Below are 20,622 nucleotides of genomic sequence, written 5' to 3'. Positions count from 1 at the left end.
GCGGGGCAGGCTTACTCTTGCCGCCGTCTGGAACCGACCTATGATACGCCTTAGTCGCAGTTTAGGCCGTATTGTTCTTTCATCTGGCGCCGCTCTTCGGCCGAGGCATGCGCCAGCGCGGGGCAGGCCGTCGCATTGCCGATGATCTTGCCGTTCTGGAAATACGTCCAGTCGCCAATATCCTGTCGCGTGAAACGGATGGTTTGGCCGAAGGATACGTTGTGCAGTTCCTCGGCGTCATTGCCGATTTGCGCCGAGAAGCCCGCGCCATCGGCGCGCAGATCGTGCATCCAGAACCATTCGACCTGACCGGCCGGAAACGCATCTGGCCGCACGAGGGCGTAACCTGGAGCGCCTGGAACGTCCATCAAGCCGATCTTGACTGAAAACCGTTGCGCGCCCTTCGGAGGATGACGCCATTTCGCGAAAAAATCATCGAGCCCGGTCGCTGCGTGAGCGAAAGCCGCGCTCATGGCGGGATCTCCCTTTGGGACTTTGGGGACCGGATTGGGATCGTCGGCAAAGGCCATCCCCGAATGCAACGAGGCCAAAGCAAGCGACGACCATATCCAGACCTGGAGCGTCGGGCGAATGTGAATCAAGTGGAGCGATCTTCGTGAAGGAAGGCGCACGACTTTCTCCGTCGCTAATCACAGGATTTAATCACCGTTTCCGCCGTCGAGATCAACGCCCGGTCGGCGGCCATTTTCGATCCGTCCCCCCTGATGATTGGCGACGCGCTCCCTAGCCCGCCACCGGCACGGCGCCGGGATTATTGGGATGCGTCGTCCAGTTGGCGGCCGGTCGGTCGTAATCGAGCCCCGTGCGCGGATCGACGCCTTGCGTGCGATGCACCAGCGTGATGCAGCTCTCAACCGGGCAGACGAGAACGCACAGATTGCAGCCGACGCATTCGTCGTCATTGACGACGAACTTGCGTTTGCCGTCGACGATCGGAAAGATCGCCTGGTGCGATGTGTCTTCGCACACGATGTGGCAGCGCCCGCATTTGATGCAGAGGTCCTGATTGATCTCGGCCTTGGCGACATAGTTGAGGTTGAGATATTGCCAGTCCGTGACGTTCGGCACGGCTCGGCCGCGGAAGTCTTCGATCGTCCGATAGCCTTTCGAAACCATGTAATTGCCGAGGCCGGAAATCATCTCCTGGACGATTTTGAAGCCATAGGTCATCGCCGCGGTGCAGACCTGCACGTTGCCTGCGCCAAGCGCGATGAATTCAGCGGCGTCGCGCCAAGTGGTGACGCCGCCGATCGCCGATATCGGCAAGCCGCGCGTTTCCGGGTCGCGGGCGATTTCGGAAACCATCGACAGCGCGATCGGCTTAACCGCCGGCCCGCACATGCCGCCATGCGTGCCCTTGCCTTCGATGGCATGCATCGGCGCCATGGCGTCGATATCAACGCCCATCAGTGAATTGATGGTGTTGATCAACGAGACCGCGTCCGCGCCGCCAGCTTTCGCCGCTCTTGCCGGCGCGCGGATGTCGGTAATGTTGGGCGTCAGCTTGACGATGACGGGCATGCGCGTGTGGGCCTTGCACCAGCGCGCGACCATTTCGATATATTCGGGCACCTGGCCCACCGCCGCGCCCATGCCGCGCTCGGACATGCCATGGGGGCAACCAAAATTAAGCTCGACGCCGTCGCATTCCGTCTCTTCGACGCGCGCCAGAATCTTTTGCCAGGAACTCTCGTCGCAAGGCACCATCAAGGATGTGACCAAGGCGCGGTCCGGCCATTTGCGTTTGACCTCCTTGATCTCTTGCAGATTGATCTCGAGATCGCGGTCAGTGATCAACTCGATATTGTTGAGCGCCATGAGACGCCGGTCCGGGCCGTAGACGGCGCCATAGCGCGCGCCGGAAACATTGACCACTGGAGGCCCCGCTTCGCCAAGCGTCTTCCAGACGACGCCGCCCCAGCCGGCGCGAAACGCGCGCTCGACATTGGTCTTGCGGTCAGTCGGCGGCGCCGAGGCGAGCCAGAATGGGTTCGGAGATTTGATGCCAAGGAAACTTGTGCTGAGATCCGCCATGGCTTGCTCCTTCAGCTCTTGAGGCCGGCGCGCAAAGCCGCGTCGATCGAGCGCGCCGCCTGCTTGCCGTCTTCCACCGCGCCGACAGTCAGATCCTGCCCGCCATAGATGCAATCGCCGCCCGCCCATATGCCGGGCGCGCTGGTGCGGCGCTCTTCATCGACCAGAATGCGTCCGTCCTTGCCTTTGAGCGCGCTCTCGCCGCCGAAGGAAGAGGGCGTCAACAACTGGCCGATCGCGCTGAACACGATATCGGCGTCAAGGCGGAAGGTTTCGCCGGCGCCGACCAGTTTGCCGTTTTCATCGCGCGTGCGCTCGAAAACAACGCCGCTCACTTTGCCATGAGCGTCCTCAAGCGCGACGGGGCGTGCCCATGTGCGGATCAGCACGCCATGCGTCTGGGCCAAGTCTTGTTCGTAGCCGCTCGCCTTCATATGCTCCTGGCCACGGCGGTAAACGATCGTCACGAGTTCCGCGCCCAGCAATTTAGCCTGGACGGCGACGTCGACCGCCGTCATGCCGCCGCCGATAACGACGATTCGCCGCCCGACCGGGAGGCTGGCAAGGTCCTCCGCCTGGCGAAGCTCGGCGATATAGTTCACGGCGTCGAGCACATTGGCGCTCGCCGCTTCGCCGGTCAGACCGAGCTTGTTGACTGCGGCGAGGCCGAGGCCAAGAAAAACCGCGTCGTAATCGCGCCGTAGCGATGCGAGGTCGATATCCCGACCCAACGCAACGCCATGCTTCACTTCAATGCCGCCGATCGACAGGATGAAATCGACTTCTTTTTGTGCGAAACCGCCGGGCGTCTTATAGGCGGCGATGCCATATTCGTTGAGGCCGGCCGATTTGTCGCGCGCCTCGAAAATTGTGACGTCATGTCCGCTCACCGCCAGCGCATGGGCGCAGGACAGGCCGGCAGGGCCGGCGCCGACGATCGCGACCCGCTTGCCGGTCGGCGCGGCGCGGGTGAACGGATTCCTGCCCGTTTGCATGATCGCATCGGTGGCGTAACGCTGTAAAAGCCCGATGCGCACTGGCTTGCCTTCGGCCTCCTCACGCACGCAGGCTTCCTGGCACAGCGTTTCGGTCGGACAGACCCGGGCGCACATGCCGCCCATGATGTTCTCTTCGAGAATGGTGCGCGCCGCGCCGAGCGGATTTTCAGCGGCGATCTCGCGGATGAACAGCGGAATGTCGATGGAGGTCGGACAAGCCTGCTGGCAGGGCGCGTCGTAGCAGAAGTAACAGCGGTCTGCTTCCACCAACGCTTCGTGCCGGCCGAGGGGTGGATGGAGGTCGCCGAAATTCGCGGCCAACGTCTCGGCGTCGAGAAGGCCGGCGGCGACGCCCGGCAGCGCATTCGTCTCACGGACCGTCGTCATTCAAGCCCCCGGCGGCTGGCGCGGCCGAGCACGACCGCGGCACAATCTTGACCAAACGGTCAAGATGCTCGCGCGCCATACGCGCCTTGTCAAGTCGACATCAGACAGGATTCATTGCACGCAGATTCAATGGGCGCCGGCGCCTGAACAATAGCCTCATGGCCTAAGCAGGCGGCATAATCATCCTTTGTTCCTGGCGACGCCTTTGTTAGTTTGCGCGCCTGACAGGGGAGGGCGCTTCTTGAGTTCAGCTAGGGCGATCATTGAAAAAGACGGCATGCTTAGACGCATCAAGGCGCTCTCGGGTGGCGCGGTAGACGATTTGATCGAAAGGCGCCACATCTGCGCCTATTCAGTCCGCCCGGCGATGGCGCCGGGGATCAAACTCATCGAATGCACAAGGCGCCATGGCAGTTGAAATTGGCGTGAGCGACCGTGTGCTTGTCACGGGCGCGTCGGGTTTTGTCGGTTCGGCGGTCGTGGCGGCGTTGCTCGCGCAAGGCGTCCCCGTCCGTGCGCTTGTCCGTGCGACGAGCCCGCTTGCGAATTTGCCGCGGGACGATGTTGAGATTGCCCGGGGCGATATGCGCGATCCCGTTGCGATGAATGCGGCGATGGAGGGGGTGCGCTATCTCTTCCACGTCGCCGCCGACTATCGGCTCTGGGCGCGCGATCCCAATGAAATCATCGCCGCCAATGTTGAGGGAACGCGCAACGCGATGCAGGCGGCGGCGCATGCGGGCGTCGAGCGCATTGTCTATACCAGCAGTGTCGCGACATTGGCGCCGCGCGCGGATGGGGCCCCGGCCGACGAAAGCGTCGGCCTGGATGAGGGCGATGCCATCGGCGCCTATAAGCGCAGCAAGATCGCCGCTGAACGCCTTGTCGAAACACTGGTCGCGCAGGGACTTCCCGCCATCATCGTCAATCCCTCGACCCCGATCGGTCCGCGCGACGGGCGGCCGACGCCGACCGGGCGCATCCTGCTGGAGGCGGCGCGCGGACGGATGCCCGCTTACGTCGACACCGGCCTCAATCTCGTTCACGTCGACGATGTCGCATCGGGTCATCTGGCGGCGCTGAAATTTGGGCGGATCGGCGAGCGATATATTCTGGGCGGCGACGATGTCTCTCTTGGCGACATGCTTGCCGAAATCGCCGCTTCGGTTGGACGAAAGCCGCCGCGCATAAAGTTGCCGCGCGCGCCCCTGTTTCCTGTCGCCTTCGTGGCGGAGGCAATCGCACATTTTACCGGCCGTGAGCCGTTCATCACGCGCGACGGCCTGAGGATGGCCAAACGCCATATGTTCTTTTCCTCGGCCAAAGCGCAACGCGAGCTTGGCTATCGCCATCGCCCTCATCGCGAAGGTTTGGGCGACGCGCTGTCCTGGTTCAGACAGCGAGGGATGCTCCGATGAACCTTGTTCTCGCCGTCATCGCGTTTGCGATTTGGGCCTATCTGCTTTTGGCCCGTGGGGCCTTCTGGCGCGCGCGCGAACGCGACGAATTCTGGGCGCAGGATGCGGATCCGCTGCGCTGGCCCGATGTCGTCGCGATCATTCCGGCGCGGGACGAGGCGGAATGCGTCGGCAAATGCGTTGCTTCCCTATTGCGTCAGGACTATCGCGGCCAGTTCTCGATCGTGCTTGTGGATGACGAGAGCAGCGACGGGACCAGCGAGGTCGCCAAGGCCGCGGCGATCTCGTGCGGCGCTGAAGAGCGCTTGACGATATTGCGCGGCGCGCCGCGGTCGCCGGGGTGGAGCGGCAAGGTCTGGGCGATGCGCCAGGGTCTTGAAGAAGTCGGCAAGAGCGCCGCGCCTCCAGAGCGCCTTCTGTTTTGCGACGCGGACATTGCGTTCGCGCCCGATATCCTGAGCGCGCTCGTGCGCCGCGCGGAGGTTGGCAATTGCGTGCTTGTGTCGCTGATGGCGAAACTGCGCTGCAAGAGCCGCGCTGAACGCGCGCTGATCCCCGCCTTCGTTTTCTTCTTCCAGATGCTTTATCCCTTTGCTTGGGTGAACGATCCCCGGGCTCGCACGGCGGCCGCGGCGGGCGGCTGCATGTTGGCGGATCGCCAGGCTCTGCTGCACGCGGGCGGATTCGAGGCGATGCGCGGCGCCTTGATCGACGATTGCGCGCTCGCCGCGCTGATGAAGCGCCATGGAGCGATCGCGCTGGGACTAACGCGTGGGGTCGTCAGTTTGCGCGCCTATCCGCGTTTTGGCGACATCGGCGCGATGGTCGCGCGCTCGGCCTATGCGCAGCTTGACTATTCCTTTATCAAACTCGCCGGCGTCGCCGCCGGTATGGTTGTGACGTTTCTTGTCGCTCCGGTCGTCGCTCTGTTCGCATCGGACGTCGCCGCTCTCATCGGTCTCATCGCCTGGATTTTCATGGCGCTGGCTTTCCAACCGATGTTGCGTTTCTACGGTCGTGCAACGTCATGGGGCCTAGTCCTGCCGTTGATCGCCGCCGCCTATCTGGCCTTCACGCTCAAATCCGCTTACCTCTATTGGCGCGGGCGCGGCGGTCTATGGAAGGGCCGCGCGCAGGCGATCAACAGCGCGGGCGGAGAGAAGGCATGAAGGCGGGCGAGGCGCAATCGGGCAAGACGGAGCGCGACGAGAATTTCCCCGTCGCCTCGCGCCTTATCGCGCCTCAGTTTCGCGCCGTCATTCTCGCCTTCTATCGTTTTGCGCGCAAAGCCGACGATGTCGCCGATCACCCAAGCTTACCGCCGCAGGCCAAGCTCGATGCGCTCGACGCGCTAGAGGCGAGCCTGACCGGCGCGCGCAACTCGGAACCTGAAGCGGTCGCGCTGCGCGCCGCGTTGGCGTCGCGCAATCTGAGCCAGGCCCATGCGCGCGACCTGATCGGCGCCTTTCGTCTTGACGTTACAAAAGGCCGCTATCGCGACTGGTCGGATTTGATGGACTATTGCGCGCTGTCGGCCATGCCGGTCGGCCGTTTCGTGCTCGACGTTCACGGCGAGAGCGCATCTTTATGGCCCGCGAGCGACGCCATTTGCGCCAGCCTGCAGGTCATCAATCATTTGCAAGATTGTGCCGAGGATTTCGCGCGGCTGGACCGCATCTATCTGCCCGAAGATGCGCTCCAACGCGCGGGCGCGAGTTATGATGATCTGGCGGCGCCGCGCGCCTCGCCGCGATTGCGCGCCGCGATCGTCGATCTCGCGCAAAAGACGGGCGCGCTTCTCGACCGGGGCGCGGACCTCGGCGGTCGCGTCAACGATTGGCGCCTGGCCTGCGAAATCGGCGCGATCGTCAGGCTCGCGCGCGCCAATGTCGGCCGGTTGATGAAATGTGATCCGCTGAGCGAGCGCGTCCATCCGGGCAAGGGCGCATTCCTCTGGACCAGCCTGGTCGGCGCCGCGGAGGGCGCGATCGCGCGCGCCAGGGGCGAAGGCCGGCCTGCGGCTGTTGGAGCGAGAGGTAAATGAGCGCGACGGCGCCCAGTCCGCCTGCGCCGCGCGGCAGTTCCTTTTACGCCGCAATGCGCATTCTGCCGCGCGACAAGCGGCAAGCCATGTTTGATGTTTACGGCTTCTGCCGCGCGGTCGACGACATCGCCGACGATTGCGGGCGTGCGCGCGAAGGGCGGCATGCCGAGCTGCAATCCTGGCGGGCTGATATCGATGCGATTTTCGCCGGCCGGACGCCGTCCCTGTTGCTTGGGTTGGCGCGTTCGATCGGCGCCTATGACCTTCAGCGCGACGATTTTCTGGCCGTTATTGACGGCATGGATATGGATGTGGCGGCCGACATACGCGCGCCCGATTGGGCGACGCTTGATCTCTATTGCGATCGCGTCGCCTGCGCGGTCGGCCGCCTCTCGTCGCGCATCTTCGGCCTCGACGCCCGCGCCGGCCATGCGCTCGCCGAACATCTCGGCCGAGCGCTGCAATTGACCAATATCTTGCGCGATCTCGACGAAGATTGCGCGCTCGGGCGCCTCTACTTACCGCGCGAGGCGCTGGATAAAGCGGGCATCGACGCGAGCGATCCGGCTGTCGTGCTTGCCTCTCCGGCAATCGATATCGCCACGCGTCCTCTGGTTGAGGAAGCGCAACGTCGGTATCGCTTGGCCAGCGAAGTCATGGATGCTTGCCCGCGCGCGGCCGTGCGCGCGCCTCGCTTGATGGCGGCGGCCTATGAAGCCATTCTGGAACGCCTCGTTCGACGCGGTTTCGCGCCGCCGCGCGCGCGCGTGCATATTCCGCTCGCCCGCCTTTTGGCCGCAATCGTCCGGCACGGACTTTTCTGATGCAACGCCCGGTCATTCATATTATCGGCGCCGGACTTTCGGGCCTTTCGGCGGCGGTGGCGCTGAGCCAAAGCCCTTTCGATATCGTCGTGCATGAAGCGTCGCGGCAGGCGGGCGGACGGTGCCGCTCCTATTTCGATGAATCCATGGGCATGACGATCGACAACGGCAATCATCTGCTTTTGTCGGGCAACAAGTCCACGCTCGCCTATGTCGATGCGATCGGCGCGCGCCATGAGCTGCGCGGGCCAAAGCGTTGCGAGATTGCTTTTGCCGATATGGCGAGCGGCGAACGTTGGACGTTGCGCCCCAATGAAGGGCGGCTGCCGTGGTGGCTGCTCGTTGAAAGCCGCCGCGTGCCGCGGACGCGCGCGGCCGATTATTTATCTGTCGCGCGGCTGCTTCGAGGGCCCGGGCAGGCGAGGGTCGGCGATGTGATGGAATGTTCGGGACCGCTCTATGAACGCTTGTGGGGCCCGTTCTTTCTTGCGGCGCTCAATACCGATCCGAGGGGCGCATCGGCCGCGCTCGCCGCGGCGATCCTGCGCGAGACATTGGCGCGCGGCGGGCGCGCCTGCCATCCGCTGGTCGCCGCCAACGGCCTGTCGCGCGCCTTCGTCGATCCCGCGTTGAAACTGTTGCGGCGGGGCGGCGCGCAGGTTCGGTTCGAGCGGCGGTTGCGTGCGCTGAGTTTCGCGGAGGATCGGGTCGCGGCGCTGGAATTCGAGCACGATTCGATCGCGCTTGGCGGGCAGGACATGATGGTGCTGGCGACGCCTGCTCATATAGCGGCGACGCTTGTGCCCGGCCTCTCAGCGCCTCAGACTTTCAACGCCATTCTCAACGCCCATTTCAATATCGCCCCGCCAGCCAACACGCCGCCGATTCTTGGCGTGGTCAATGCGAAAGTCCAATGGCTGTTCGCCTATCCCGACCATCTTTCCGTGACGGTCAGCGACGCCAATAGCCTGATGGAGACGCCGCGCGAACAATTGGCCGCCGACCTTTGGCGCGAGGTCGCCGGGCTGACGGGCCTCTCCGACGATTTGCCGTCCTGGCGCATCATCAAGGAGCGGCGCGCCACTTTCGCGGCTTCGCCGGAGGAAGACGCGCGCCGCCCCGTGAGGGAGACAAAATGGCCTAATCTCCTGCTCGCCGGCGATTATGTGCAGACCGGGCTGCCGGCGACGATCGAAGGGGCGGTTCGCTCGGGACAGGCGGCCGCGCGATCGGCGATGGAATGGTTCGGCGCCGTCTGATGTCGCTTCTGATCGTCACGGGCCTTGCCGCCGAGGCGCGAATAGTCAGCGCATCGGGCGCTGCGACGCTTGTTGGCGCGGGACGCGCCGACCGGCTCGCCGCCGATCTCGAGATCGGGATCGCGAGGGGCGCGCGGCGCCTTTTGAGCTTCGGCGTCGCGGGCGCGCTCGCACCGCAAATGTCGCCTGGCGATCTGGTCGTCGCGGAGGGCGTGCGCGACGGCGTACGTCGCCTAGCATGCGATCCGATCTGGCGTGCGGCGATGATCAAAGGCCTGGCGGCCTTTGGTCGGGCGATGAAAACCGCTGTTTTTCAGACAGACTTGGTAGGCGTCGACGCACCCGTGGCCGATCCCCCCGCCAAGGCCGCGTTAATGATCGCGACCGGCGCTTGGGCTGTCGATATGGAATCGGCGGTCGTAGCGCGGGCGGCCGAGCGCCACGGCTTGCCTTTCGCTGTTCTGCGCGCGATCGCCGATCCCGCGCATCGCCCGTTGCCGCCCGCCGCGCTCGTCGCGATGCGGGCGGACGGCGCTGTCGATTTTGCCGCCGTGTTCGCTGCACTGGCCCGCGACCCCGGCCAATTGCCGGCGTTGGTCCGGCTCGGGCTCGATTCGCGCAGGGCTTTTTCCGCGTTAGTTCGCGCTCACGCGCTGCTTGGCGCGGGTTTCGCCAGCATCGATCTCGGCGAGCTTTGATTCGACATGGCGTGAGAACACGAACTCGGCCGGGCGTTGCTTGTCGAGCGCAATATCGGGGGCCATCGGCTGGTCGGTGCGCACGCCCGTGATCGCAATTTTCAGCATTTTCAGGGGGTGATTGAGCGCATCGGTGACCGCGCTCGCTTCAAAACCGCTATGGACCATGCAATCGGCGCATTTTTCATAATTGCCGACGCCATATTTGTCCCAATCGGTCGATTCCATCAGCTCCTTGAAAGTCGCGGCATAGCCCTCGCCCAAGAGATAGCAAGGCCGCTGCCAGCCGAAGACGGTGCGCGTCGGGTTGCCCCATGGCGTGCAATGATAGCTCTGATTGCCGGCGAGAAAATCGAGGAAAAGCGAGGATTGATAGAAGCCCCAGGCCTTGCTGCCGTTGCCCTTCGCGGTTTTCCCTTTGGCGAAAATGTCGCGAAAGAGCTGCTTGGTGCGGGTGCGGTTGAGAAAATGCTTCTGGTCGGGCGCGCGCTCATAGGCGTAGCCGGGCGAAATGGTGACGCCTTCGACGCCGAGCCGGTTGGTCTCGTCGAGAAAGGCGGCGACGCGCGTGGGATCCGCGCCATCGAACAAGGTGCAATTGATGTTGACGCGAAAGCCGGCGTCCTTGGCCGCCTTCAGCGCCGCCACGGCGCGATCATAGACGCCTTTCTGGCACACCGAGCGGTCGTGCATCTCCGGGTCGCCGTCGAGATGGATCGACCAGTTGAAGCGCGGATGCGGCTTATATTGCGCCAGTTTCTTTTCCAGCAGCAGCGCATTGGTGCAGACAGTGACATATTTGCCGCGCGCCAGGGCCTGGGTGACGATTTCCGGCAGTTCCTTGTGCAGCAGCGGCTCGCCGCCGGCGATAACGACGACCGGGGCGCCGCATTCCTCGATCGCCGCAATGCTGTCAGCGACCGAAATGCGCTGATTGAGGATTTTGTCGGGATAATCGATCTTGCCGCAGCCCGCGCAGGCAAGATTACAGCGAAACAGCGGCTCCAGCATAAGCACCAGCGGGTAGCGCTTGACGCCGGCGATCCGCTGGCGAAGCACATAGGCGCCGACACGCGCCATCTGCATCATAGGTATGCCCAAGCGATGAATCCTTCAGACCGAGTTCAGTGACGGGAGGCTCGTGGCTCGTCGTTCGATCCGCCTTCCCTACAGCAATCGCGCCATGAGGGGAATTGGCTCATCTTCGTGGCGAAACAAGGGAGGCCGCGTGCGGGGCGGCCTCCCAGGCGTCGAATTTAGGCGCGACAAATTACTGCAGCGCCTTCTCCATGGCTTCCGAAGCCTTCGCTGTCGGATTTTTGACGCAGTAATCGTTGATTTTTTTGTCCATCGCGGCGGCGGTGGCGTCCTTGGCCATCTCGGCCTTGGTCGCCGCGTCGAGCTGCGCGTTGACCTTGAGCAGATCCGCGCAGCTCATGTCGGACTGCGCATGGGCGGCCGATAAACCGCCCAAAACAAGAAACAAAGCCGCCCATATCGATTTTTTCATCATGCTTTCCTCCAGATTCGCCTCGGGTTCTCAGCTTTGTCGGCGGCTGTCGAGACATTACAGACGCGGATCCCTTCGCGCGCAAACGGCGGCCGCCTCGAAGCGCATGCTCGAGGCGGCCCGCGGCGCCAATATCGATATCGGCGAGATCAATAGGCCGAGGCGAGGCGGTTGGACGAATCAAGCGGATCGGGGCCATAGATATTTGTGCCGGGTTGGCCGCGCAGGCACCCAGCCTCGATAAAATACCAGAGCGCGCCGATGGCGGGCACGAACTGGATGAGCACCCAGACGCCCGACTTGCCATGGTCATGGTAACGCTTGATGCCCAGGCAAACCGAAGCATAGATCGTGGCGATCAAAACCACGACGCAAATCGCCGCCAGCACGATGAAGGCAATCGAATCGTGATCCTCGCTCATTGAGCTATAGGCCCCGACGATCGAAAACACGATCGCGTCGAGAACCATCAAAACGACGGCGCCGAGCCAGAATTTGGCCCGGTTGATCCGCCCCGCATAGGAGAATAGCAAGTTATTCATAACGCCCCCCAAAGAAATTCCCAGACACAGGTAGGGTCGCATGAGGAAATCCGATTGTGAATAGCGAATGACGATAATGTCTCTGGCCGTCCGAGCTGGAACGCATCATTTTTTTCTTTGGGAGGCTTCCGCGACGCCGATTTCGATTGCTGGAAAAAACCGCGTGTGACAGGAGTTCGCGAAAGCCTTTGGTCGAAAACGCCGTTTCACTGGCGCGTCAGCGAAAGACAAATCATGTTCCCCACATATATGAAGAGTATTGGACTCGGCCTTTGCGTCAGTACGCTTTTTATCGGGGCGCCGGCCTTGGCGGCTGACTATGCTTGGGGCGCGATTTCAGTTGACGCCTCAGCGTCGACGACGGAGCCCGCTTATGGCGTCGGCGGGGCGGACACCGAGGCTGAAGCGGTCGAAACCGCCCAGAAGTTCTGCGTCAAAGCCGGCGGCAAGGGCTGCAAATCGATGGTGACCTATCAACAATGCGGCGCTTTCGCCTCAAACGGCCATGACGCCGGCTGGGGGAAATCGCCGACAAAGAAGGGCGCCGAGGACGGCGCGATGAGCGCTTGCCAAAAGGGCGATTGCAAGATCGTGATCTCGGATTGCAATTAGGGCGCGGGCTGCGGCCTGAGCCTGACGCTTGCGTGCTTTCCCGCTTGAATTCCAGGGCCGATTGAACGCCCGAGGTCGGCGCGGAAAGCACGCTTCAGTGGAGCCTCGGATTGGCGGACTCTTGCTGGATTTCAACCGGGCTCGGCTCGCCGACATGCGGTTTGGGGCGTAGCGCCGCCGCGATTGCAGCGGCGATCGTGGCGGGCTGGGGCATTACCGCATGGGCCGTCGACGGCGCGGGCGTCGCGACAGCGGCGCTTGCCGGCGCGCCGCCGGTCCCCGGCTGCGCGGCAGCCGCTGTGAGGGGCTGGTCGAGGCGACCGGAGCGCACATGTACGAAGGCCACCGATTGGGTCCCGACATCATACGCGCATTCGTAACTCACTCGCATCCATGATTTGTCCACCGTGATGAAGCGGATCGAATCGCCTCGAAAGCGAACGATCGAATCACTGGGCGAGGAAGGATCGGCTTGTTGGAAGATGCCGGGCGTAGGCCGGGTCAACCATTCGAAGTCGCTGGGAGCCTCCGCCTCGATGCGCGGCGCGCAGGCGTCCGCCGCCTTGCCGGCATTAGCGCGCACGCAATTGGCGTCGCAGCGCGGCGGCGGCGTCTGTCCGGCTTGCGCGGCCAGTTGCACGCCGCTTGCCGAGACGGGTTTCGTTTGCGTGGGCGCGGCCTGCTGTGCGTGAGCCGTCGCGACAAACAGCAAAGACGCGGCGCCGACAATCGACGACGCTGCTATAGCTGGCGACAGGCGCATGGCGCGCCACGGCGAACCCGCGTGGTCCATTCGCCTTGAAGATGAAAGCGCGGTTGCGCCACACGGCTTGTTCAAGTTTTCTTTCACCATCAATCTGACTGTCCCACTTGCGCCGTCGCCCGGCATTCGAGCCCATCGTCGGACCGGACAGACAGGTCCGCGATGACATGACCGTCGCGTTCGAGACCGATCTGGATATGGCCGACAGTCTTTTCCTTATCGGGATCGAGATCAAAGCGGTCGCTTTGGGCTATGTTCGACGAGCCGGCTTTCCCGGATTTCGTCACCACGAACCGGAAAGCGCCGACGATGTGGCGGGCGCCGACAATGATTCCGGTCAATTCGACGGCGCCGGACGCCGCGTCCTTGCGAATTTCGCATCGAAGGGGGCCGGAAGACGCTTGCGCCAGGACGCTCATGGCATGGATGCCCAGGGTTTGGCCGGCGGCGCCGGCCCCAATGACGGAAGACGACAGCAACGCCGCCAACATGACAAACGTATTGCGTCGTCTTGTCTGGAGCTGAAAAAAAAGCACGTCGGCTTCCCTGCCTTGTTTGTCGCCTGGCGTCACAAACACCGTGCGGGTTCGGTCGAAATCAGCGCCGCTTGAGATCTTGAAAAATCAAGCAAGCCTTGAAGCTTGCTTGACGCTGCTTCGGCGGCGGAGCGCCTGGAGAGCGCGTCGTCGACGCCCCTCCAGGAACTTGCTCGGGCCCTATAGCTCAGTGCTTCACGCCCTGCGTGATTGTCACGACATTGCCCGAGCCTGTCTGCTGATAAGCGGCGTAATTGCTGTTGCCGTACTGCCCCACGGTGGCGGTGTTGTTGCCGCCTCCGGCCTGCGTGCCATAGGCGGTATTGCCATTGCCAGTCTGCGTGATGGACGCAACCTGCATGGCGCTGCCGTACTGGTTCGAATTGATGAGGTTGTTGTCGCCGGTTTGCAACGCGACCAGCGTGTCGTTGGCGGTGGATTGGCCGTTGATCAGGCTGTTGTTGTTTCCGACCTGCGCGAAGGTGAGGCTTTCGTTCGCGCCGGCCTGGGTGGTGCTGACGCTATTGTTGTTGCCAGTCTGGACGGCAGCGCCGGGGAAAGTAAGGCCGTTGACGGAGATGGGGGCGCCGGTCACCGTATCGTTCGCGCCGAACTGCACGTTGTTGACGCTGTTGCCTGTGCCGGTCTGCGCGACGTTTGCCGAATCGAACGAGTTCGATTGGCTCGAAGTGAACGTGTCGGCGGCGCCGGCCTGGCTGACGGTCAGGCTGTCATGGTCGCCAGTCTGCGAGTCCGCGACGGAGCTGTTGTTGGCGGCGCCCAGATAAGTTCCCTGAGTGACGCTGACGTCGTTGCCGCTTTGCTGCACGGTGCTGGTCTGCAGGTTCCAGATCGTGTTCGCATTGCCATATTGCTCGACGTAGGCGGTGCTGTAGTCGCCCGACTGGTTGTTGGTGACGTTATTGCCGTTGCCGGTCTGGCTCTGGCCGAGGCCGCCGTAACCGACCATCAAAGAGTTCGACGTCCCGCTCTGATTATTCGTGACCACGTTGGTCGCGCCGTTTTGGGCCGTGTTGAAATTGTTGCCGGCGCCGGTCTGGATCGAGCTGATGACGTTATTGTCGCCGGTCTGGGTGGCGTTGGCGGCGAGGAAGGAGCCGTTCTGGTTCAGGTTCAGGTTGCTGCCCGTGCCCGCGCCCTGTCCGAACAGGATATTGTTGCCGTCGATCGACGAACCGGCGTTGATCTGCATCGTCGTGACGGTGTCGGAGACGCCCGCCTGCGAACCGCTGACGGAGTTGGACGCGCCCGTCTGATTGAGCGTTACGACGCCATTGTTCGACGATTGGGTCGAGGCGGCGTAGTTGCGCGCGCCGACCTGGCTGATCGTGGTCACGCCGCCAGCGCCGGTGGTCTGCTGGGCGGAAGCGTAATTGCCGGCCGTCGCAGGCGATCCGTCGCTCTGAGTGATCGTGATCGCGCCGCCGGTATAGCCGGCGCCCTGATTGGCGACGGCCTGGTTGCCGACGTCCTGCTGCGTCACGGCGATCGTATTGTTGGCGCCGGCCTGAGTGAGGGCGAAGATATTGTTGGAGCCGCTCTGGGTCAGGGCGACCGTGCTGTTGTTGGCGCTCTGGTTGATGACGTCGGTCGGGCCGGAAACGGAGAAGGCGTATGAGGTCTGGCTGTTGAACACGCCGTTGCTGTTGCCCGACTGCGTCAGGCGGACGGAGCTCGCCGCGCCCGATTGGGTGACGGCGGCGGCGTTGCCCGCGCCGGTCTGGACGAGCGAGCCGGTCTTGGCGTCATTGCCGTCGAAAGTGTTCTGGGCGCCGGACTGGGTCACGCTCAGATTGTCGCCGGCGCCGGTCTGGTAGATGGGCTGCGTCGCGGCTGGGCCGACGAGGTTGTTGTCGCCGGACTGGGTGATCGTCGCCGTCTCCTGGGAGCCGGTCTGGTCCACCGCGGCCGAATTGTTGTCACCGGCATAGGCGAGCGTCGCGACCGTAGCCGCGATGAGGCTCCCCGAGGCGAGCAAGAGCTGCTTTTTCATTTTGGTACTCCATTACCGGAGGCGCCATCGCCCCCCTAGCCAGGCATTAACAGCCGGGGCAGTGCCGCGACCTTAGGTTAATACCTCGTTAATTTTTAAACTATTAGATGATATATGCGCAATAGATAATTATATAATTAGCAATAATGACAGATTAGTGAAATATGAATGTTATGTGTATATAGAAATATTATGTCTTAATATTGTAACAATTCAATTATGCGTGATTATATATTTACATATCGTGGTCATATAATTATAATATCAGCGTTATTTTTAATTTTAACAACGGCCTAGTCAGGTATCTTCCGTGCAGATTATCACTTGCGAACGTATGGGTTCGCGGCGCATCGAAGGCAATCTTCAGCCTTGCGGCGCCGCCGCCTTGTCGTTTGTCTTGCCGGGAATCCCAGACGTCACGATCGCGTCGCGCGCCTGATATTCGTCGAGAAGCGCGCGACCGCGTTGGCGATCCGCAAAATTCCAGATGTTCTTGCGCACGCCCTGCATGATCGTCGCATAGACCGCCAGATCGATGGCCTGGCGGACGGCAAGCTGGGTCGGCTCGGTATGCGTAATGCCGGCTTCCGCCTGGAGCAATTGATCGGCGGACACGAATTTGTAGACATTCGCCTGGAGACCGATCGAATAAACGGTCTTGGTTGTCGTGACGCTGGTCAAGACCTCGCCGGTTTGCACGGAAACGACGCGCATGCCGACGATGACGTTGTCCTGTCGATATTGCACGTCGGCGCCGATGCCAAGAAAATTGGCGCCGACGCCCCCGGTGGTGATATTGCCGTCGAAGCCGAGAATGCCGCCTTCGAGCAGGAGGCCGGCGAAGCGCACCGGCGGCAGCGGCCGGGCGTTCTCCCCTTCGAATTCGGCGCGCGTCGCCTTCACAAGCTGCCGCTCCTGCAGGAGATCATTGAGACCGGTGCGCTCGTCGACCGTGAACCAACGCCCGCCGCCCGCGCGCTGAAGCGCATCGACCACGAAGCCCGAGCCGCCTTGCGTCACTGCGCGGGAAAACTCCGCCACCGTATCGTTAGGCTCGTTCTTGCCGGTCAGATCGTTAAACGAATAGACAGCGATATCGAGCTTGCGCGCAGGCGGAGGCAGGGCTTGCAGATCGAGCGCGGTCGGCGACGCCGGCGTTTGAACCGGCGCCTGCTCGGGAAGATCGCGATCGCCTGGCCGCACCGCGCAGCCGGCCAGCAGCACGGCCACGCACAAGAGCGCCAAACATCCTACGCCTCGTCGCATCATCATGTCCTGATTTGTGATTCCGCCCGAAGCCGTGGCCTCAGGGCCCCGCCGGCACGGTGACGTTCGTGATGGTCGAGCCGTCGTTGATGGAAATCTCGATATTGCCGCCCACCGTTTGATAGGTGATCGTCGTTCCTTCGAAACTGAATGTGCCGCTCGGCGCCGCATTGGCGCCAAAGATTGCCTCCGTGATTTTGTTGGCGAGCGAGGAATAGAGCTGGCTGGTCAATTGCTGGGCGAAAATCTGTCCGGGCGTCAGCGCCGCGGAAGCGGTCGTTCCGGCCGTCGACTTGGACTGGGTGAACTGGTTCTGCGCCTGGGCTACGGCGAGGAGATTGGGACCATTGCTAGGGTTGCCGCCAAATGACGGATTCGTCGGCGTATAGAGAAGCGTGCCGGCTCCCGCCGAACCCGCCATTGCAAGAAGCGCGGCGGCGACAAAAAGAGCGCGCGAGCGGAAGATCGAGAAGCCAAACGCCATGGGTTCTACTTTCTTCCGTATTGCTGGACGGACACCGGCGCGGCGGTTCCGATCACCTGAATTTGATAGGAGAGGCCGGAGCCGACCTGAAGATTGCTGATCGAATTGCCATTGCCGGCCACGCTGATCGACGTTGTGTTTGAATTGCCGATCTGCGATGTCGCAACCGAATTTTGCGCGCCGTTGACGACCAGGGTCGAGGAATTGTTCGCGCCGTTCTGATACTGAATTGTGATATTGCCGGCGCCGGAGAGACTGGCGCTCGCATTGTTGTTCTGCCCTGTCTGAATCACGGATGACGACAAGGCCGCAGGCGTTGACGCGGCCGCCGCCTGTTGCGACGCGGGCTGGGCGCCGACGAGAAGATATTGCGACAGGTTCGTATAGGAATCAGGCGCGGCGGAATTCGCCTGCTGCGCTTCGACGGGACCGGCGACCAAGCAAATCAGGACGGACAGGATCGCGACGCTGGCCGGCGCTATGGCTCGCGCCGCATTCGCACACAATGCGATCATTGCAAAACTTCCTCTGTCGCGGTTGAGTTGGGCGCACATAGGGGGCGAATGGCTACACTTTTAAGACGGCGGCTCTGGCGGCCTCTTCTGAATTTGGTGGCGCCCGGCGATCAGGACGCGTAACTCACTTGATTGGACCGACCGCTGCCTGGTCGTTCGCCCTTTTTGTTGATTCTGGTTTGCTTTCTCGCCTCATGAACGTCTCCCCGATTTCGCCTCCCGCCCAGCAACGCCCGCTCCGCATAGCCGCGCTCGTCGATCTGCCGCGTTCGGCGCAGGCGGGGGGGCATGTCAAATGGTGGGAGCGCCTGGCGGCGGCGGCCGCCGCCGAGGCCGGCAATCCGCCGTTCGACCTCACGGTCTATTTTTCCGGCGGTGGGCCCGACGAAATTCTCTCCCCACATGTCCGGCTGCGCCATCTGCCTCCCGTGTTCAGCACGGCGCGGCTGACATTTCTTCCTTACGTCCCCGACCACACCGATCTTGCGCCTTATCACCCGCGTCTGGCGCGCGAATTGCCCCATTACGATCTCATCCATACGACCGACGGTTTCTTCGCCTTCGCGCGAACCGCCGAGCGAATCGCGCGCCGGCGCGCCATCCCGCTGACCACATCGATCCACACGGATACGCCGGTCTATGCGCGCATTTTTACGCGTCAGACCATCGACAGGCTTTTTGCGCGCTGGCCCTGGGCGAAGAACAAATTGATCGAGGATTGGGACGCGCCCGAACGACGCGGCCTGGTGATGGATCGCCGCCTGCGCCGCCATCTCGGCCAATGCGCCTGCGCCTGCGCCTTCGTCACGCGTACGCGGGACCGGGAACTGGCGACGGGCGTTCTTGGCGACGCCCGGGTCAGAAACCTGCGTCTTGGCGTCGACAAGGCGATGTTTGATCCGCGTCGCCGGGATAGCGAGGGCATGCGCCGCGACTACGCGATTCCCGAGGGACGCCTCGTCGCGCTGTTTGTCGGACGCGTCGATGTCGGCAAGAATGTTCCGGTCCTGATCGAAGCGGCGGAGCGGGCGATCGCCGCGGGCGTTGAGCTGCATCTCATGATCGCCGGAATCGGCCCGATGACGGACGAGGCGGCGCGCCGGCTCGGCGGCCATGTCAGCCTGCTCGGCTTTGTCGAGCCGGAGAGGCTTGCGCGGCTCTACGCCAGCGTTGATCTGCTCGCGCTGCCATCCGAGGTGGAAATCGGCAGCATGGCGACGACCGAGGCGATCGCCTCGGGCTGTCCCGCGCTTGTCGCTCAGGGCAGCGGCACGGCCGCGGTTTTTGGCGATACGCCGGCGATCCGCATAGTCGAAGGCGGCGCGGAATCCTGGGCGGCGGCGCTGCGCGAACTGGCCGACAATGGCGACAGCCTCCCGGCCATGCGCGCGGCGGCGCTCGATTATAGCGCCCGCCATCTGGCGAGCTGGCGCGACGTGCTGAGAGAGGATTTGCTGGGCGGCTGGCGGGCGGCGTTGAAGATTGTGTAGGACATGTTCGGTCGGCGCATCCTGATTTTTGTTCCCCATCCCGACGACGAGGTCGTGGCCTGCGCCGCGGCGATCGGCCGCGCGAAAGGGCGGGGCGCGGAGGTTTTCGCGGCCTATCTGACCGACGGCTGTCTGGCGCGCGACACCGTCTGGCCATGGCGGCGCGGGCGCCATGCCGACGATGTCGCTCGTCGCCGGGCGGAGGGCGAGGCCGCCGCCGCGAGCCTGGGGCTGTCGTCGGTCGGCTGGTCGGCGCGCCCGACGCGGCGCCTGTGGCGGGAATTGCCGCAGGTTCACAACGAGATGCGCGCGGCGATCGAGGCTTGCGGGCCCGATCAGATCTGGCTGCCCGCCTATGAAGGCGGCAATCCCGATCACGACGGCCTGAACGCGCTCGGGCAATTGTTTAGGGATCAATTGAGCGTGCTGGAATTCGCCGAATATAATTTCTTCGGCGCCAAGGCTCAGGCGCAGCGCTTTCCCTTTCCCGACGGCGGCGAACAGACGATCGATCTGACGCCTAATGAGCAGGCGCGAAAAAGCGACCTGCTGCGCCTTTACGCCTCGGAGCGGCAGAACCTGAACTATGTCGGAACCGCCCGGGAATGCTGGCGAAAGCTGGCGTCTTACGATTACAGCCGGCCGCCGCATCCCGGGACGCTCTGGTACGCCCGGCACCAATGGGTGCCGTTCCGGCATCCGCGCGTCGACTTCACGCGGCCGGAGGAAGTGTCAGCGGCGATCGGCGCCTATCTCAAGGCCGCCGGACGGCCGATGGGCGATGGCCTTGCCTAACGCGGGAAAAGCGCGGTGCGCACAAGTCAGCGTTTTTAGGGTCGTTGAAATGGCTGGATAATTTCTGACGCCCGCCAAGCCTTTGCAAATTTTAATCAGGCGTGATTCAATAAAATCAATGGCTTGCAAGCGAAAAACCGAAAAAATGTAACTCCCAAGGTGGGTCAATTCGCCGTAAAACATTGAAGGAAAACGACTTTCTCTCAAAACGGCCGCCCCCGAGACGAACGATTCGTCGGCTTTTCACCCAATTTTAACGATTCCGCCCGACATCGGCTTCGAAAAACCTAATGATATCAGTGCCAAGAAATTCCAGACCACCCACCTTGGGAGTTACGAAAAAATGGTAACTCCCAAGGTGGGTCAATTCGCCGTAAAACATTGAAGGAAAACGACTTTCTCTCAAAACGGT

At 62.7% G+C, this 20,622-nt stretch carries 21 protein-coding genes; 9 read left to right on the top strand and 12 right to left on the bottom strand.

The window, feature by feature from the left end; translation table 11 throughout:
- Positions 1 to 50: 50 nt before the first annotated feature.
- The 3 genes from GSQ90_RS15025 to GSQ90_RS15015 form a co-directional block, all read right to left on the bottom strand.
- Entirely contained in the window at positions 51 to 473 is a 423-nt protein-coding gene (locus GSQ90_RS15025) for a DUF2314 domain-containing protein (RefSeq protein WP_158815659.1), read from the bottom strand.
- A 271-nt stretch (positions 474 to 744) separates the two neighbouring features.
- The gene (gene preA / locus GSQ90_RS15020; protein ID WP_158815658.1) at positions 745 to 2,055 is read right to left on the bottom strand and encodes an NAD-dependent dihydropyrimidine dehydrogenase subunit PreA; all 1,311 of its coding nucleotides are present in this window, start codon (positions 2,053 to 2,055) and stop codon (positions 745 to 747) included.
- Between the two features lie 11 nt (positions 2,056 to 2,066).
- Positions 2,067 to 3,440 (bottom strand): NAD(P)-dependent oxidoreductase, encoded by a 1,374-nt coding sequence (locus GSQ90_RS15015; RefSeq protein ID WP_158815657.1) that lies wholly within the window; start codon positions 3,438 to 3,440, stop codon positions 2,067 to 2,069.
- Positions 3,441 to 3,847: 407 nt separating this feature from the next.
- Here GSQ90_RS15015 and hpnA point away from each other — a divergent pair, with 407 nt between their 5' ends.
- The 6 genes from hpnA to GSQ90_RS14985 are packed head-to-tail and all read left to right on the top strand — an operon-like array spanning position 3,848 to position 9,683.
- Positions 3,848 to 4,858 carry a hopanoid-associated sugar epimerase gene (gene hpnA, locus GSQ90_RS15010; protein WP_158815656.1) on the top strand — a complete coding sequence of 337 codons (1,011 nt, stop codon included), beginning with the start codon at positions 3,848 to 3,850 and terminating at the stop codon, positions 4,856 to 4,858.
- Positions 4,855 to 6,027, top strand: a complete 1,173-nt coding sequence (locus GSQ90_RS15005; protein ID WP_158815655.1) for a glycosyltransferase — start codon at positions 4,855 to 4,857, stop codon at positions 6,025 to 6,027. Before hpnA ends, GSQ90_RS15005 begins: the two co-directional genes overlap by 4 nt.
- Positions 6,024 to 6,902, top strand: a complete 879-nt coding sequence (hpnC, locus tag GSQ90_RS15000; protein ID WP_158815654.1) for a squalene synthase HpnC — start codon at positions 6,024 to 6,026, stop codon at positions 6,900 to 6,902. The genes GSQ90_RS15005 and hpnC overlap by 4 nt, the downstream gene beginning before the upstream one ends.
- The gene (hpnD, locus tag GSQ90_RS14995) at positions 6,899 to 7,726 is read left to right on the top strand and encodes a presqualene diphosphate synthase HpnD (protein WP_158815653.1); all 828 of its coding nucleotides are present in this window, start codon (positions 6,899 to 6,901) and stop codon (positions 7,724 to 7,726) included. Before hpnC ends, hpnD begins: the two co-directional genes overlap by 4 nt.
- Entirely contained in the window at positions 7,726 to 8,985 is a 1,260-nt protein-coding gene (gene hpnE / locus GSQ90_RS14990; protein WP_158815652.1) for a hydroxysqualene dehydroxylase HpnE, read from the top strand. The genes hpnD and hpnE overlap by 1 nt, the downstream gene beginning before the upstream one ends.
- On the top strand, positions 8,985 to 9,683 hold the full coding sequence (locus GSQ90_RS14985) for a hypothetical protein (RefSeq protein WP_158815651.1): 699 nt from the start codon (positions 8,985 to 8,987) through the stop codon (positions 9,681 to 9,683). The genes hpnE and GSQ90_RS14985 overlap by 1 nt, the downstream gene beginning before the upstream one ends.
- Here the strand turns inward: GSQ90_RS14985 and hpnH are convergent.
- The 3 genes from hpnH to GSQ90_RS14970 form a co-directional block, all read right to left on the bottom strand.
- A complete protein-coding gene (hpnH, locus tag GSQ90_RS14980) occupies positions 9,621 to 10,784 on the bottom strand; it encodes an adenosyl-hopene transferase HpnH (protein WP_158815650.1) in 1,164 nt (387 codons plus the stop codon). The two genes, GSQ90_RS14985 and hpnH, sit on opposite strands and share 63 nt — an antisense overlap.
- A gap of 169 nt (positions 10,785 to 10,953) precedes the next feature.
- Positions 10,954 to 11,196, bottom strand: coding sequence for a hypothetical protein (locus GSQ90_RS14975; RefSeq protein ID WP_158815649.1), 243 nt, complete (start codon positions 11,194 to 11,196; stop codon positions 10,954 to 10,956).
- Positions 11,197 to 11,342: 146 nt separating this feature from the next.
- Positions 11,343 to 11,735 (bottom strand): DUF805 domain-containing protein, encoded by a 393-nt coding sequence (locus GSQ90_RS14970; protein WP_158815648.1) that lies wholly within the window; start codon positions 11,733 to 11,735, stop codon positions 11,343 to 11,345.
- Positions 11,736 to 12,041: 306 nt separating this feature from the next.
- Here GSQ90_RS14970 and GSQ90_RS14965 point away from each other — a divergent pair, with 306 nt between their 5' ends.
- The gene (locus tag GSQ90_RS14965; protein WP_158815647.1) at positions 12,042 to 12,347 is read left to right on the top strand and encodes a DUF4189 domain-containing protein; all 306 of its coding nucleotides are present in this window, start codon (positions 12,042 to 12,044) and stop codon (positions 12,345 to 12,347) included.
- A gap of 94 nt (positions 12,348 to 12,441) precedes the next feature.
- On the opposite strand, the gene GSQ90_RS14960 is transcribed toward GSQ90_RS14965, so the two are convergent.
- From GSQ90_RS14960 to GSQ90_RS14935, 6 genes are all read right to left on the bottom strand, one after another.
- A complete protein-coding gene (locus tag GSQ90_RS14960; protein ID WP_158815646.1) occupies positions 12,442 to 13,110 on the bottom strand; it encodes a hypothetical protein in 669 nt (222 codons plus the stop codon).
- A gap of 89 nt (positions 13,111 to 13,199) precedes the next feature.
- Complete coding sequence (csgH, locus tag GSQ90_RS14955) at positions 13,200 to 13,646, bottom strand: curli-like amyloid fiber formation chaperone CsgH (RefSeq protein ID WP_158815645.1); 447 nt, start codon at positions 13,644 to 13,646, stop codon at positions 13,200 to 13,202.
- A gap of 187 nt (positions 13,647 to 13,833) precedes the next feature.
- Entirely contained in the window at positions 13,834 to 15,660 is a 1,827-nt protein-coding gene (locus tag GSQ90_RS14950; protein WP_158815758.1) for a hypothetical protein, read from the bottom strand.
- Between the two features lie 363 nt (positions 15,661 to 16,023).
- Positions 16,024 to 16,929, bottom strand: a complete 906-nt coding sequence (locus tag GSQ90_RS14945) for a CsgG/HfaB family protein (RefSeq protein WP_158815757.1) — start codon at positions 16,927 to 16,929, stop codon at positions 16,024 to 16,026.
- A 37-nt stretch (positions 16,930 to 16,966) separates the two neighbouring features.
- The gene (locus GSQ90_RS14940) at positions 16,967 to 17,410 is read right to left on the bottom strand and encodes a curli assembly protein CsgF (RefSeq protein WP_158815644.1); all 444 of its coding nucleotides are present in this window, start codon (positions 17,408 to 17,410) and stop codon (positions 16,967 to 16,969) included.
- Positions 17,411 to 17,415: 5 nt separating this feature from the next.
- Complete coding sequence (locus GSQ90_RS14935) at positions 17,416 to 17,925, bottom strand: hypothetical protein (RefSeq protein WP_158815643.1); 510 nt, start codon at positions 17,923 to 17,925, stop codon at positions 17,416 to 17,418.
- A 194-nt stretch (positions 17,926 to 18,119) separates the two neighbouring features.
- Between GSQ90_RS14935 and GSQ90_RS14930 the strand changes: the two genes are divergently transcribed.
- Both GSQ90_RS14930 and GSQ90_RS14925 read left to right on the top strand, forming a co-directional pair.
- Positions 18,120 to 19,415 carry a glycosyltransferase gene (locus GSQ90_RS14930; RefSeq protein ID WP_158815642.1) on the top strand — a complete coding sequence of 432 codons (1,296 nt, stop codon included), beginning with the start codon at positions 18,120 to 18,122 and terminating at the stop codon, positions 19,413 to 19,415.
- 3 nt (positions 19,416 to 19,418) lie between these two features.
- Complete coding sequence (locus GSQ90_RS14925; protein WP_158815641.1) at positions 19,419 to 20,210, top strand: PIG-L deacetylase family protein; 792 nt, start codon at positions 19,419 to 19,421, stop codon at positions 20,208 to 20,210.
- Positions 20,211 to 20,622: the final 412 nt, after the last annotated feature.

Source organism: Methylocapsa sp. S129, from assembly GCF_009765995.1.
Lineage (GTDB): Bacteria > Pseudomonadota > Alphaproteobacteria > Rhizobiales > Beijerinckiaceae > Roseiarcus.
Note: the sequence above shows the minus strand (reverse complement) of the source record. Positions and strands in the feature narration are given on the sequence as shown.

Excerpts from the sequence above, each read along its gene's own strand:
- GSQ90_RS15025 (WP_158815659.1), bottom strand. The coding sequence starts at position 473 with ATGAGCGCGGCTTTCGCTCACGCAGCGACCGGGCTCGATGATTTTTTC.
- preA (WP_158815658.1), bottom strand. The coding sequence starts at position 2,055 with ATGGCGGATCTCAGCACAAGTTTCCTTGGCATCAAATCTCCGAACCCA.
- GSQ90_RS15015 (WP_158815657.1), bottom strand. The coding sequence starts at position 3,440 with ATGACGACGGTCCGTGAGACGAATGCGCTGCCGGGCGTCGCCGCCGGC.
- hpnA (WP_158815656.1), top strand. The coding sequence starts at position 3,848 with ATGGCAGTTGAAATTGGCGTGAGCGACCGTGTGCTTGTCACGGGCGCG.
- GSQ90_RS15005 (WP_158815655.1), top strand. The coding sequence starts at position 4,855 with ATGAACCTTGTTCTCGCCGTCATCGCGTTTGCGATTTGGGCCTATCTG.
- hpnC (WP_158815654.1), top strand. The coding sequence starts at position 6,024 with ATGAAGGCGGGCGAGGCGCAATCGGGCAAGACGGAGCGCGACGAGAAT.
- hpnD (WP_158815653.1), top strand. The coding sequence starts at position 6,899 with ATGAGCGCGACGGCGCCCAGTCCGCCTGCGCCGCGCGGCAGTTCCTTT.
- hpnE (WP_158815652.1), top strand. The coding sequence starts at position 7,726 with ATGCAACGCCCGGTCATTCATATTATCGGCGCCGGACTTTCGGGCCTT.
- GSQ90_RS14985 (WP_158815651.1), top strand. The coding sequence starts at position 8,985 with ATGTCGCTTCTGATCGTCACGGGCCTTGCCGCCGAGGCGCGAATAGTC.
- GSQ90_RS14975 (WP_158815649.1), bottom strand. The coding sequence starts at position 11,196 with ATGATGAAAAAATCGATATGGGCGGCTTTGTTTCTTGTTTTGGGCGGT.
- GSQ90_RS14970 (WP_158815648.1), bottom strand. The coding sequence starts at position 11,735 with ATGAATAACTTGCTATTCTCCTATGCGGGGCGGATCAACCGGGCCAAA.
- GSQ90_RS14960 (WP_158815646.1), bottom strand. The coding sequence starts at position 13,110 with ATGCGCCTGTCGCCAGCTATAGCAGCGTCGTCGATTGTCGGCGCCGCG.
- GSQ90_RS14950 (WP_158815758.1), bottom strand. The coding sequence starts at position 15,660 with ATGAAAAAGCAGCTCTTGCTCGCCTCGGGGAGCCTCATCGCGGCTACG.
- GSQ90_RS14945 (WP_158815757.1), bottom strand. The coding sequence starts at position 16,929 with ATGATGCGACGAGGCGTAGGATGTTTGGCGCTCTTGTGCGTGGCCGTG.
- GSQ90_RS14940 (WP_158815644.1), bottom strand. The coding sequence starts at position 17,410 with ATGGCGTTTGGCTTCTCGATCTTCCGCTCGCGCGCTCTTTTTGTCGCC.
- GSQ90_RS14935 (WP_158815643.1), bottom strand. The coding sequence starts at position 17,925 with ATGATCGCATTGTGTGCGAATGCGGCGCGAGCCATAGCGCCGGCCAGC.
- GSQ90_RS14930 (WP_158815642.1), top strand. The coding sequence starts at position 18,120 with ATGAACGTCTCCCCGATTTCGCCTCCCGCCCAGCAACGCCCGCTCCGC.
- GSQ90_RS14925 (WP_158815641.1), top strand. The coding sequence starts at position 19,419 with ATGTTCGGTCGGCGCATCCTGATTTTTGTTCCCCATCCCGACGACGAG.